This window comes from Sutterella sp. (genome assembly GCF_030539355.1).
Classification (GTDB): Bacteria; Pseudomonadota; Gammaproteobacteria; order Burkholderiales; family Burkholderiaceae_F; genus Sutterella.
Window position 1 is genome coordinate 996 of record NZ_JAUNSF010000006.1, and the last position, 11,896, is coordinate 12,891.

11 protein-coding genes are annotated in these 11,896 nt (G+C 66.8%); 6 read left to right on the plus strand and 5 right to left on the minus strand.

Going from position 1 to position 11,896, the window contains the following annotated elements:
* The first annotated feature begins 81 nt into the window (after positions 1–81).
* Genes ruvC through ruvB form a run of 3 tightly spaced genes read left to right on the plus strand, consistent with a single transcriptional unit; the run spans position 82 to position 2,334 of the window.
* Entirely contained in the window at positions 82–675 is a 594-nt protein-coding gene (gene ruvC, locus Q4F91_RS02205) for a crossover junction endodeoxyribonuclease RuvC (protein WP_303334140.1), read from the plus strand.
* Positions 672–1,250, plus strand: coding sequence for a Holliday junction branch migration protein RuvA (gene ruvA, locus Q4F91_RS02210; protein WP_303334141.1), 579 nt, complete (start codon positions 672–674; stop codon positions 1,248–1,250). The genes ruvC and ruvA overlap by 4 nt, the downstream gene beginning before the upstream one ends.
* A 37-nt stretch (positions 1,251–1,287) precedes the next feature.
* Entirely contained in the window at positions 1,288–2,334 is a 1,047-nt protein-coding gene (gene ruvB, locus Q4F91_RS02215) for a Holliday junction branch migration DNA helicase RuvB (protein ID WP_303334143.1), read from the plus strand.
* A gap of 55 nt (positions 2,335–2,389) precedes the next feature.
* Here the strand turns inward: ruvB and Q4F91_RS02220 are convergent, their stop codons facing one another.
* The gene (locus tag Q4F91_RS02220; protein WP_303334144.1) at positions 2,390–2,836 is read right to left on the minus strand and encodes a hypothetical protein; all 447 of its coding nucleotides are present in this window, start codon (positions 2,834–2,836) and stop codon (positions 2,390–2,392) included.
* A gap of 306 nt (positions 2,837–3,142) precedes the next feature.
* Here Q4F91_RS02220 and Q4F91_RS02225 point away from each other — a divergent pair, with 306 nt between their 5' ends.
* Positions 3,143–3,820 carry a flavodoxin gene (locus tag Q4F91_RS02225; protein WP_303334145.1) on the plus strand — a complete coding sequence of 226 codons (678 nt, stop codon included), beginning with the start codon at positions 3,143–3,145 and terminating at the stop codon, positions 3,818–3,820.
* 81 nt (positions 3,821–3,901) lie between these two features.
* Here the strand turns inward: Q4F91_RS02225 and Q4F91_RS02230 are convergent, their stop codons facing one another.
* From Q4F91_RS02230 to Q4F91_RS02245, 4 genes are read right to left on the minus strand one after another with little or no spacing between them, the layout of a single operon-like run.
* A complete protein-coding gene (locus Q4F91_RS02230; RefSeq protein WP_303334146.1) occupies positions 3,902–5,758 on the minus strand; it encodes an ABC transporter ATP-binding protein in 1,857 nt (618 codons plus the stop codon).
* Positions 5,758–7,227, minus strand: a complete 1,470-nt coding sequence (locus Q4F91_RS02235) for an ABC transporter permease (protein ID WP_303334148.1) — start codon at positions 7,225–7,227, stop codon at positions 5,758–5,760. Before Q4F91_RS02235 ends, Q4F91_RS02230 begins: the two co-directional genes overlap by 1 nt.
* Before the next feature lie 45 nt (positions 7,228–7,272).
* The gene (locus Q4F91_RS02240; RefSeq protein WP_303334149.1) at positions 7,273–8,250 is read right to left on the minus strand and encodes an ABC transporter permease; all 978 of its coding nucleotides are present in this window, start codon (positions 8,248–8,250) and stop codon (positions 7,273–7,275) included.
* Positions 8,244–10,559, minus strand: coding sequence for an ABC transporter substrate-binding protein (locus Q4F91_RS02245; RefSeq protein ID WP_303334150.1), 2,316 nt, complete (start codon positions 10,557–10,559; stop codon positions 8,244–8,246). The genes Q4F91_RS02240 and Q4F91_RS02245 overlap by 7 nt, the downstream gene beginning before the upstream one ends.
* A 152-nt stretch (positions 10,560–10,711) precedes the next feature.
* Here Q4F91_RS02245 and ybgC point away from each other — a divergent pair, with 152 nt between their 5' ends.
* Both ybgC and tolQ read left to right on the plus strand, forming a co-directional pair.
* Positions 10,712–11,140, plus strand: a complete 429-nt coding sequence (gene ybgC / locus Q4F91_RS02250; protein WP_303334151.1) for a tol-pal system-associated acyl-CoA thioesterase — start codon at positions 10,712–10,714, stop codon at positions 11,138–11,140.
* A 74-nt stretch (positions 11,141–11,214) separates the two neighbouring features.
* Complete coding sequence (gene tolQ / locus Q4F91_RS02255) at positions 11,215–11,892, plus strand: protein TolQ (RefSeq protein ID WP_303334153.1); 678 nt, start codon at positions 11,215–11,217, stop codon at positions 11,890–11,892.
* The last annotated feature ends 4 nt before the right edge of the window (positions 11,893–11,896 follow it).

Consider the following 11,896-nt stretch of genomic DNA (forward strand, 5'->3'; position numbering starts at 1 on the left):
CCGACCCGGCACGCGGGTGATGGACGTGGGCACGGGCGGCGGTTTCCCCGGCATGCCCCGCTGATATCCCAAGCGATCGGAATGGTCCGCATCCTCGGTCTTGACCCCGGTCTCAACCACACCGGCTGGGGCGTCGTGGCGATCGACGGCCCCCGGCAGACCTGGGTGGCCTCGGGCGTCATCGACGTGCCCGCGGGCGAGACCTCGGCCAGGCTCGGGGTGATTGCGCGCGAACTCGCGCGCGTGATCGAGTCCCACTCGCCCACGCACGCTGCCTGCGAGCGCGTCTTCGTCAACATCAACCCCCAGAGCACGCTGCTCCTCGGTCAGGCGAGGGGCGCGGCGCTCACGGCCGCGGATTTGGCGGGGCTTCCCGTCGAGGAGTTCACGCCGAGCGAGATCAAGCAGGCCGTCACGGGCACGGGCCGCGCGGACAAGCAGATGGTGCAGACGATGGTCGCGCGCCTCCTCGTGCTCCCGCACGAGCCCAAGACCGACGAGGCCGACGCGCTCGCCTGCGCGCTCTGCGCGGCTTCGCAGATGAGGCTGAGAGCGCTCGAAAAGTCGGGCGGCACGAGCCGCATCTACGCCACCGCCCGCCGCGGCGCGGCCGGCAAGGGCGCCCGCAGCGCCTGGACACGTCTCATTGAACGAAAAGGAGGAGGTTCCGAATGATCGGACGCCTTCACGGAAAGCTTCTGGAAAAGAATCCCCCGCAGGTGCTTGTTGACTGCATGGGCGTCGGCTACGAATGCGACGTGCCGATGTCGACCTTCTGCAACCTGCCCGCCGTGGGGAGCGAAGTGACGCTCTTCACGCACCTCGTCGTCCGCGAGGACGCGCACCTGCTCTACGGGTTCGCCACCCGCGCCGAGCAGGCCGCCTTCCGCGCGCTCATCCGCATCTCGGGCGTGGGCCCGCGCATCGCGCTCGCGGTGCTCTCCGGCATGACCGCCGACCAGCTCGCCGACGCGGTCGCGTCAGGCGAGACGGCCCTTCTCACGCGCGTGCCCGGCATCGGCAAGAAAACCTCCGAGCGCCTTGTGCTGGAACTCAAGGGCAAGCTCACGGGCGCGGCCTTCGCCGCGGGCGCGGGGTCGTCCTCCGTGGGTTCCCGCGCCGACATCATCGCCGCTCTTGTCGCCCTCGGTTACTCTGACCGCGAGGCGCAGGCCGCCGCGAAGAAGGTGCCCGAGGACGCGGGCGTCTCCGACGGCATCCGGCTCGCGCTCAAGAGCCTCGCGCACTGACCGGCCTTCCTTTTTCACCCATCACTGACCGATGACCATGTCCGAGAATTCCTCGCGCCTCATTGGAGGTGCCTGCGCCAATCCGAATGAAGAGAACATCGACCGCGCGCTGCGGCCGACGCGGCTCGCGGACTATGTCGGTCAGCGGGCGGTGAGGGAGCAGCTGCAGATCTTCATCGAGGCCGCCCGCCGCCGCGGCGAGGCCCTCGACCACCTGCTCCTCTTCGGGCCCCCGGGCTTGGGCAAGACCACGCTCGCGCACATCGTCGCCGCCGAGATGGGCGTCAACCTCCGCCAGACCTCGGGCCCCGTGCTCGAGCGCCCCGGCGACCTCGCCGCCATCCTCACCAACCTCGAGAAGAACGACGTTCTCTTCATCGACGAGATCCACCGCCTCTCGCCCGTCGTGGAGGAGATCCTCTACCCGGCGCTTGAGGACTTCCAGATCGACATCATGATCGGCGAGGGCCCCGCGGCCCGTTCGATCAAGCTCGACCTCCCGCCCTTCACGCTGATCGGCGCCACGACCCGCGCGGGGTCGCTCACGAACCCGCTGCGCGCCCGCTTCGGCATCGTGAACCAGCTGCAGTTCTACACGCCCGACGAGCTCATCACGATCGTGCGGCGCTCGGCGCGGCTGCTGAACGTCGAGATCGACGCCGGCGGCGCCGCCGAGATCGCCGGCCGCTCCCGCGGCACGCCGCGCGTGGCCAACCGCCTTCTGCGCCGAGTTCGCGACTACGCCGAGGTGAAGCACGACGGCGAGATCACCCGAGAGGTGGCCGCCGCCGCCCTCTCACTCCTTGACGTGGATCCCGCCGGCCTCGACTCGATCGACCGCAAGTTCCTGCTCACGATCCTCGAGAAGTTCAACGGCGGTCCGGTCGGCATCGACAACCTCGCCGCCGCGATCGGCGAGGACCGCGACACGCTCGAGGACGTGGTCGAGCCCTACCTCATTCAGCAGGGGTACCTCCAGAGGACGCCGCGCGGCCGCGTCGCGGCGCCGCTCGCCTGGGAGCACTTCCGGCTCACGCCCCCGAACCTCGCGGGCATGACGAGTTCGCTCTTCACGGGCGTATGAGGCCCCGTCGTCCGGACCCCGCGGGTCCGGGCGAGGCTTATCACGCTAGTGTGCCTTACTTCCCGAGAATCCCGGGAAGCGCGAGGATCGAGTCCATGTCGGCGGGCTTTCCCGCGCGCACGAGTTCGAAGTAGCGCAGGTGGAGCGAAATTGAGATCCGCATCGCATAGATAGTGAGCTGGACGGTGATCGTCCGTGCGGCATCGTCCGCCTTGGGCCTGGTGCAGAAATGGAACATCGAGTAGGGCTTCTCGAGCGTGAAAGTATGCTCGGAGAGCGCGTGTCCGGCTGCCTTGAAGGCGTCCCAGACCTCGGCGAACTCGGCCTCGGTCTCCCAGGTGCAGCCGACGCGCCGCATGTCCTCGGGCGTCAGCACCACGTCTTCGTTCCAGGAAAGATGTTGATCCCGACTCTGCGTCATGATGCTGAGCATGAAACGCTTCTCCATGTCGGAGAGCGCCTTGATCTGCAGACCGGTCTCCCGGTTGAGCTTGAAAGCCATCAGAAAGAACATGTGTAAACCCCTTGCTCCGGCACTTCAACCCGGAGCAGCCTTTCTGCTTTCACCCTAGCAAACGAAGTTGACACAGCCCTTAATTTCCTGTCCGGCGGAACACTGACGGTCTTTTCCGAACAGCCTGTCACTCGGCTCACAAATTCGAAACATTTCTTTCACCGGCGGGTGAACTTCGGCAGTTTCAGGCAAAGCGGCGGACGACAGCGTCAATAGCGAAAACGCCCCGGATGCGAGACTTTTCCTCAAAGAGGAAGGCCCCTGGCCTTCCGCAACCGCTCTGAGGACACCGCCATGACCCGCATCACTGCCTTCTCGTCGATCATCCTGAATTCGCCGATGCAGCGCCGCTCGGCCCTCCTTCTTGCCGCCGCGGGTGCGCTCGGTCTCTCGGCCCGCCCGGCCTTTTCCGCTCCCTCCGCGGCCGGCCGCATCCTCGTCGTCTACTTCACCATGCCCGAAACGGACAAAGTCGGCCCCATGACGGGTGACGAGGACAACTCCTGCGTCGTCGTCGACGGCAAGGTGCTCGGCAACACGCAGTACGTCGCCCAGCTCATCGCCGAGCGCACGAAGGCGGACATCTTCCGTATCGAGCCCGCGAAACCCTATCCGCTCAATCACAGGACGCTCGTGGACCAGGCCGCCGAGGAGCAGCGCGCCAACCTCCGCCCCGCGCTGAAGTCGCTCCCCGACCTCTCCAAGTACGACACGGTCTTCTTCGGGTCCCCGATCTGGTGGGCCGACTATCCGATGCCGGTCTACACGTTCTTGGAAAGTGTCGACCTCTCGGGCAAGCGCGTGATCCCCTTCAGCACCCACGGCGGCAGCGGCTTCGCCGGCACGATCGAGACGCTCGCCGAACTCGCCCCGAAGGCAAAGGTGAACCGCGACGGCCTCACGATCTCGCGCACCCGCATGGAGACGGCTCCGGAGCGCGTGAAGGAATGGCTCGACCGCCTCGGCTTCTGATTTCCCAGCAGGCACCAGGCATCAGGCCTCCGATCCCAGGGGATGACGGAGGCCTGATTCGTTTTAAAACTACTTCAGCTTTCAGTCCGCGAGCCGCGGCACGCTCGCGAGAAGCCTCTGCGTGTAGGGGTGCTTCGCGCGGGTGAGCACTTCCTCACGCGTGCCCTCCTCGACAATCCTGCCGCCCTGCATCACGGCGATGCGGTCCGAGAAGTACTCGACGACGCCGAAGTTGTGGGTGATGAGGAGGAAGCTGAGTCCTCGCTCGCGCTTCAACTTCAGCAACAGATTCAGGATCTGCGCCTGCACGGAGACGTCGAGCGCCGAGGTCGGCTCGTCAAGCAGCACCACCTCGGGCTCCGCCGCGAGCGCACGCGCGATCGCGATTCTCTGGCGCTGTCCGCCCGAGAACTCGTGCGGCAACCTCGCGGCGCTTCCCTCCGGAAGCCCCGTCTCAGCCAGAAGCGCATCGACGCGCGCCTTTCTCGCCTCCCTGTCGAGTTCGGGACGGAGCGCGGCGAGCGCCTCGCCAATGATCTCGCCCACGGTCATGCGGGGGTCGAGCGAGGAGAACGGGTCCTGGAAGACCACCTGGATCCTGCGGCGGAATTCCATCGGCCGCGGCGCGCTCACGGCCATCGTCTGAGTGCCCAGCGTCACCTCACCGGTGGCGAGCAGGCCGTCCGAGAGGAGTCCGAGCGCCGCGAGCGCTGCGGTCGTCTTGCCGCTCCCGGATTCACCGACCAAGGCGAGCGTCTCGCCCTTCAGGAGCGTGAGCGAGAGATCGGGAAGAATCACCCGGCCCTCGTGGTGCCCGAGCGCCGCCTTCACCGAGCCGATGAAGCCCTTCGGAGCGGTCTTCACCGTGATGTTTTTGAGCGTGAGCACCGGCTCTCCGGCGACAGCGTCATTGACGGCCGAAGTCTCCGGGGCCGCCGGCTGCACCGGAGCGGTGTTCCTCTCGCACGCGAGGAAGCACCTCACCTCGCCCTTTCCGTCCGGGCGCGCTGTCGCGGCCGGGGCGTTCCGGCGGCACTTCTGCCTGGCCAATGCACAGCGCGGCGCGAAGGGGCAGCCCTCGATTCGCCCAAGGAGCGACGGCACCGATCCCTCGATCGGGCGGAGTGCGCGCTCACCCGCGTTCCCTTTCGGGAGCGCCGCGAGGAGCGCCTGGGCATAGGGATGCGCGGGGGCTCGGAAGAAGTCGGCCGTGGGGGCGGTCTCGACGATCCCGCCCGCGTACATGAGCGCGACGCGGTCCGCGATGCCGGGCAGCAGCGCCAGGTCATGCGTGATGAGGAGCAGAGTGAGTCCCCGCTCGCGCTTCAGGCGCCCGAGAAGCTCGAGCACCTGAGCCTGCACGGTCACGTCGAGCGCCGTCGTGGGCTCGTCAGCGATCACCACCGCCGGCTCCGCCGAGAGCGCCATCGCGATCATGGCGCGCTGCTTGAGGCCTCCCGACAATTCATGCGGATAGGCCGAGTAGCAGCGCTCCGGATCCGGCACGCCCACGAGGCCGAGCCACTCGAGCGCCTTTGCCTTCGCGCCCGCGCGGTCGAGATCCCGGTGCGCACGGATCATCTCGACGATCTGCGCGCCCACGGTCGCGACCGGATTGAAGCTCGTCGCGGGCTCCTGGAAGATGAGCGCGATGCCCGCGCCCCTCACCCCGCGCATCTCGGCCTCGGTAAGCGAGAGGAGCTCACGGCCCTCAAGCCACACCTCGCCCGACGGCGCACGCGCGCCCTCGGGGAGAAGGCGCGTGAGCGCGAGCGCGCACATGCTCTTCCCGCACCCCGACTCGCCGACGAGCGCGAGCGCCTCGCCGCGTCTGAGTTCAAAGGAGACGTTGCGCACGGGGCGCACCGCGCCCCCTTCGAGCGGGAGCTCGATCGTGAGGTCGCGGACCTGAAGAAGAAGGTCGGAATTCGTCTGCATCACTTTTCCTCCTTCTTCCCGTCGTCATCATCCTTCACGGCTTTCTCAGATTTCGGAGCGCTTCTCGCCGCCCTCGGATCGAAGGCGTCGCGCACGGCCGAGGCGAAGAGGTTCGCGGAGAGCACGAGCGCGAGGAGGAACGCGAAGCTCGCCGCGAGGTTCCACCAGATCATCGGCGAGTGCGAGAGCTCGCTTCTCGCCGCGTTGATCATCGTGCCGAAGGAGTGCATCGTCGGATCGACGCCGACGCCCACGTAGGAGAGCACGGCCTCGTAGAGCACGATCCCGGAGAAGTCGAGCACGGTCACGATGAGGACGATGTGCATGACGTTGGGCAGGATGTGCCGGCGCATGATCGTGAAGGGCTTCACGCCGAGCGCCCGCACTGCCGTCACGAAGTCGAGGGTCGAGAGTTTCATCGTCTCGGCGCGCAGCAGCCTCGCCAAGGTGGCCCACCCCGTCATGCCGATGATGACCGCGAGGAGCATGAGCCTCAGGTCCGCGCGCTCGAGGCTCGTCTGGTACCACTGCGGGTTCTTGTCGAGGAACACCTGGATCATCAGCACCGAGGCGGCGATCAGGAGCACGCTCGGGATCGAGGAGATCGTGGTGTAGATGTACTGGATCACGTCGTCGACGCGGTGCCTGAAATAGCCGGCGGCGATGCCGAGCGTGAGCGCGAACGGCAGTGTCGCGAGCGTCGCGAGCGTGCCGATCACGATGCCCGTGCGGATGCTCTTCACGGCCTCGTAGAGGACGTCGTTCCCCACGGCGTCCGTGCCGAGCACGTGCCAGTTGGGCCAGACGAGGGCAAGCCAGACGCCGAGCAGCCAGAACACCGTGAGCGTCATCACGGCGGGCCGCCAGGGGAAACTGCCGTCACGGTTGGCGAGGGCCTTCAAACCCTCGGGGAGGCTCACGCGCCGGCGGCGCGCAACCAAGGCGCCGAGACCGATCCAGCCGAAGACGGCCGGCACGCCCCCGGCGATGGCGGCGAGGAGCGAGAGGCGGGCGAGCTCGACCGCGCGGCTCCGCCAGGGCGGCAGTTTCCCGGCGTGTTTGAGCGGCTGGTAGTCGCGCACGGGCTTGCCGTCCACGAGCACCGTCGTGCGGTCGAATTCTCTGAGCGCAAAGGGTCTCGAGTAGCTCCGCTCGTCCCCGGCGGCATTGAGGCCCTTGAGGACCACGACGTCGAGGAGCGAGGTCACCTCGGGCGAGTAGGCCGCGGGGGCGTCGGCGGCCGCTCCGGGCGCGGGCGGGAGCTCCTCGCGCCAGTGCACGCTGTCCATGAGGGCGGTCACGAGGAAGACCGCGAGCACCGCGGCCGAGGCGGCGGCCGCGGGCCGGTCAAAAACGCGCCGCCAGCGGCGCGAGAGTTCCTCGGAACGCCGCACGTGCCGGATCGCGAGGGCAATGAGCACGACGAGGCCCCAGGCGACGATGTCCGTTGGCAGGATGACGGGAAGCATGGTCTCTATCTTCTTGTTCTTGATTCAGTGTCGGGGATCACAGGGTCACGAGAGGCGGATGCGCGGATCCACCCACGCATAGACCACGTCCGTGAGAATGAGGCCGATGATGTAGGCAAGGGTTCCGAGGAACACCATCGTGCGCACGATCGAGAAGTCCTGGGCGCCGAGCGCATCGAGCGTGTAGCTGCCGAGCCCGGGGATGCCGAAGAAGTTCTCCATGATGAGGCTCCCCATGAAGAGCATCGGGATCACGGCGACCGACGACGTGATGATGGGGAGCGCGGCGTTCCGGAGCACATGGCGGCGCAGCACCTCGCCCTCGGTCAAGCCCTTCGAGCGGGCCGTCCTCACGTAGTCGCGGCTCATCTCTTCCAAGAACATCGCGCGGTAGAGCAGCGTGTCGCTTCCCATGCGCGAGAAGACCGCGATCACGACGGGCACGATGAGGAAGGTGACCATCCCCGGTCCGTCCGTCCATCCCGAGACGGGAGCGAGCTGCATCACCTTCGAGAAGAGCCACTGCCCGACGATGATGTAGAAGAGCCCCGAGATCGACATCAGCACGACCGAGAACCCGATCGCCGCGGCCTCCACCTTCGTCCGTCGGAAAAAGACGACGAAGAGCGACCACGACACCATCACGATGAGGCCGAGGAGGAACGTCGGCACCGCGAGCGCGAGCGAGGGCCACATGCGGGTCTTTATCTCGTAGCCGATGTCGCGGCCCGAGTCGCTCCGGCCGAAGTCAAGGAAGAGGAGCGGGACGCTCTTCGTGAAGAAGACCGTCTCGGTCACCTTCCCGACGCCGGTGGCCTGCGCATTGATGAAGAGGGGCTTGTCGAGCCCGCGCGAGGCCTTCCAGGCCTCGATCGCCTCGGCCGTCACGCGGCGGCCGCCGAGGTTCAATCGCGCCATGTCGTCGGGCGTGTTGACGGCGAAGAAGAGCACGAAGGTGAGGAGATTGACTCCGAGCAGAATCAGCACGCCGTAGGCGACGCGTCGCAGGAGATAGCTCAGCATTTCTTTGCCTCCTTCCGGTCAGTCGAAGCGGTTCCGCCCGGGACAGGCCGCAGCCTCGCAGCCTCGCGCCGCGCGACAAGTCCCGCCGCCCCGCGCACGAGCATCAGGAGCGCGAAGATGAAGACCGCGAGCGGCCACACGACGGGGTGGTTCCACTCGGCGATCTTGGCGACGCGCTTCTCCGCGTCGACCTTGTAGTACTGCAGGAGGTTATGCACCATGCCCGAGGGCTTCGCGTTTCCCACCCAGGACTGGAACGCGGCCGCCCCCGGCGGGAAGTAGCCGAAGAGAATCGGCCCGTCCTGCTGCATGATCTCGATCATGCGGTCGATGAGCGCGGCCTTCTCGGGGCCGTCCTCAAGAAGCCGCATCCGCCGGAAGGCGGCGTCATATTCCGCGTTCTCGTAGTTCGCGGCGTTCTCGCCCTGGTGGCGCACCTTGCCGCCGGGACCGTAGAAGAGGAAGAGGAAGTTCTCCGCGTCGGGATAGTCCGCGACCCACCCCCAGAGGAAGATCTGGGCGGCGCCCTTCATCATCTTCTCCTGGAAGCGGTTGTAGTCGGTCGCACGGATCTCGAGCTGGATGCCGAGCTTCCTGAACTGGCGCTGGAACCACTCGAGGTAGGCGCTGCCGCCCTGCGCGGCATTCTGGTAGTCGAAGTAGAGCACGAGCGGCACGCCCGTCTTCGCGTCCCGGCCGTCGGGGTAGCCGGCCTCGGCGAGCAGTTTCTTTGCCTCCTCGATCGAGCGCCTCTGGGCGCGGCCCTCCGCGTCCTTTTCGTACACGACCGGATTGAAGGCCGAGGGGCCGTCATCGCGCCAGCCGAAGAGCCCGGGCGGAATCGGCCCGTGCGCGGGCATTCCCTGGTTCTTCTGGAAGATCGCGATGTTCTCCTCCCAGTCGAGCGCGATCGCGATCGCCTGACGGAGAAGTCTGTTACGTTCCGCCTCCTCGGGCGTCTTGCCCGCGCCCACCACCGGGTCGAGCCAGTTGAAGCCCATGTACCAGAGCGAGGTCTGCACGGTCTTCGGGAACTTCAGCTCCCGCTCGGTGTAGAGGCTCGCCTTCTCCGGATCGTCCTCCATGGCGACGAGGAAACCGAGCCCCGAGTCCACGCGCTCGAGGAAGGGGCTGTCGTAGTAGCCCGCGAGGAACTTGGTCTGCAGCGGCATCGACTCCTTCTCGGCCTCGAAGACGATGCGGTCGACGAGGGGCAGGGGCTTGCCGCAGTCCTCGAGGAGCCCCGCCTCGCGGTCGCCCTTCTCTCCTTCGCAGGGATAGAAGCCGTGGCGGTAGAGGGGGTTCTTCTCGAGCACGTGCCGGCGGTTCTCCCGGAACTCCGCCATGCGGAAGGCACCCGTGCCGACGGGCCAGGTGTCGAGCGACACGTTGTTCGCTCTCAGCCCCGGCTGCGTGTAGAAGGCGTCCGCCTCGGGCGGCACCGGCGCGAAGAAGGTCATCGCGAGCCAGTACGGGAACTGCGGATCCTTGCCGAAGACGCGGATCTCAAGCGTGTGGTCATCGATGGCGTTCACGCCCGCGCAGGGCTCGCTCATGAGGTCGAGGAACGCGGCCTGGCCCGCCCCTTCGGCCTGCATCGCCTTCCAGCGCTCGGAGATGGCCTTCCTGTATTCCGTGAAGCCCACGATGCGCGAGGCCATCGAGCTGAAGATCGGGCTCACGATGCGCGGGCTCGCGATGCGGCGGATGCCCCAGGCGTAGTCGCGCGCGGTGAGATCGCGCGTGCCGGTCTCAGGCAGATCGAAGGGGCTGCGCACGCGCGCGGCCTCCTCGGCCGAAAGATGGTGGTAAAGGAATTTTCCCTCTCCGTCCTTCGCGAACGCGGGGTGCGGGGCGTACTGAATGCCGGGACGGATGTGAATCACATAGCGCGACTCGGCGATCGATTCGGCTGCCGCGTCGTCAGGGAGGCGGTTCCCTGCCTTGTCGTAGTACTCGGGGCGGGGGAGATCGGTCGCCGTGCGCGGCTCGAGCACGTAGGGGCGCTTGAGGTACGCGTACTGGTAGAGTGGCTCGCAGATCGCATAGGTGTAGGGAGACTCGTCCATCGAGTACGAGAGCTGCGGGTCGAGCGTGCGGGGGCTCCGGCCGCTGAAGGCCGTGTAGAGGGTCTTCGTCGCGTACTCGGCGAGCGGCCTCGGGCTCGTCGGCGCATCGGGAAGGAGCGCCGAGGCACCGAGCGCGACCGCGGCCGACACCGCGGCGAAAATGAGCGCCGCCTTCGGGAGCGAAAGCTCCGCGAGACGCGCGAGCGCTCCGCGCGCCCGCGTGGAATTCGATTCCGGCATTTGATCTCTTCTTTTCCTTTTTGCAAAACTTTGCCGACGGGGTCTCCGAGGTCTCCCTATGGCGGCAACCCCCTATACTACGGGATGCTTTCGGCCCGGCAGGGCCGATCTCTCAGGAACTTCGTCTTTACTCATTGCACATGTCAGAATTCGTGGCCCGTTTCCCGGTTGAGGTCTACTGGGAGGACACCGATGCCGGCGGCATCGTCTATCACAGCAACTACCTCAAGTACATGGAGCGGGCCCGCTCCGACCTGATGCGAAAGCTCAACGTCTCGCAGGCCGCGGCGCTCACGGATCCGAACGGATACCTCTTCGTCGCCGCGAGCGTCACGATCCGCTACCGGCGCGCCGCGAAGCTCGATGACCGGCTCACCGTCGTCACCCGCGTGACGGCCCTGCGCCGTGCCTCGATCGTCTTCGAGCAGAACGTCATGCGCGGCGACGAACTCATCACCGAGGGTGAGGTCCGCGTCGGCTGCGTGAGCAGAAGCACGATGTCCCCGGCCGCCATGCCCGACGAGCTCTACGAGCGCATCCGCGCGCTCCTCGACGCCGCGGCCGCCGAGTCGGAGAGCTGATTTTCAGCTTCCCGCCTGAAGATTCCCTTTTTCCGAACAATCCAGTCCTTTCGTTTATTTCGTCTTTTCTCGTCATGAACGCCACCGCAGATCTTTCGATCATCACGCTGATCTCCAACGCGAGCATCGTCGTGAAGGTCGTGCTTTCGATCCTCGTCCTGCTCTCGCTCGCGAGCTGGACGGTCATCTTCCGCAAGTTCTTCCAGATCACGCGCGCCACGCGCCAGACCGACGACTTCGAGTCGCGCTTCTGGAGCGGCACCGAGCTCACGAAGCTTCTTGAGACCGCCAACCGCTCCCGCGACACCGCCGGCATGGAGGAGCGCATCTTCGCCGCGGGCATGAACGAGTTCATGAAGCAGCGCCAGTCGCCCGCCACGGGCGGCGACCTCGCCAACCGCGTCTCGCGCGCCATGCGCGCGGTCTACACCCGCGAGATGGACCATCTCGAGAGCGGCCTGCCGCTCCTCGCGTCGATCGGCTCGACCTCCCCCTACATCGGCCTCTTCGGCACGGTCTGGGGCATCATGAACGCCTTCACGGGCCTCTCGAGCCTTGAGAACGCGAGCCTCGCCGTCGTCGCCCCGGGCATCGCCGAGGCGCTCGTCGCCACCGCCATCGGCCTCTTCGCCGCCATCCCCGCGGTGGCCGCCTTCAACTACTACAACAACCGCACGGGCCGGCTCTCCAACCGTGTCGAGGGCTTCAGCGAGGAGTTCCTCAACATCCTTGAGCGCCAGTCGCGCGGCTGACCGC